Below are 760 nucleotides of genomic sequence, written 5' to 3'. Positions count from 1 at the left end.
TGGGGTCGGGGACAGCGTCCGTGGGGTGGTGGTGAAAACGGTGGTGGTGCCTTTCCGTACCAGCCCTGTTGATCACCGGGTGAGCCGAGTTAGGGGTCAGTGGGCCCGGGGCAGATCCAGGTAGTGCTCCCCGGTGTGGCGTTCGGTGCGCAAAAGCCTCTCCAACGGTCCTTCGTAGGTGGTCAGGGCCCGGCACAGCAGGTCCGCCACGTCGTGGGGGCCAACGGCGATCGGTTCTCCGAAGGGGCCGTCCGTCTCCGTGTGGGGCACCACGAGACTGTCCGGATCGAAGTCGATGGCGTTGCCGTCGGGATCCAGCAGTTCGCCGAGGAAGTACTCGCTGGTGCGCTGATCGGCGTAGACGCTCAGGCGTACCGCCTCGGGGTGGTGGTGGTGCAGGTGTTCGGCGATGAACCGGAGCAGCTTCCTGGCGTAGGCGCGCTTGGCCTTAAGAAGTTTGATCTCCGCGGTGGCCAGGACGGTTTGAGCGGTCATCACATAACCTCCCGGGCTGCCCTTGCCACTGGCCGGTGTGGGCGCGCTCAGTCTGACAGCACACGGTGAGCACCGTGTGACCGGCAGATGCCCCTCCGATGGACACTTCCCCGGCCCATCTACCTCCCCCCACCAGCAACGGTCGCATCGGGTCCTTCGACGAGTGTTCAGCACCCGGTCACACCGGTGAGTGCCGCAGGTCACCGACACCGCCCACGCTGGGATGAACTGTTCCCTGCGATCAAGGACCACACCCCCATGACCA

At 65.5% G+C, this 760-nt stretch carries 1 protein-coding gene; it reads right to left on the bottom strand.

Annotation, left to right across the window (positions count from 1 at the left end; all coding sequences use genetic code 11):
• Window positions 1-96: 96 nt before the first annotated feature.
• Window positions 97-495: a hypothetical protein gene (locus ACYVM4_RS18565; RefSeq protein ID WP_460669513.1), complete on the bottom strand. Its 399-nt coding sequence runs from the start codon at window positions 493-495 to the stop codon at window positions 97-99.
• Window positions 496-760: the final 265 nt, after the last annotated feature.

Source organism: Kocuria himachalensis (genome assembly GCF_054784195.1).
This window is presented reverse-complemented; position numbering and strand designations above follow the sequence as displayed.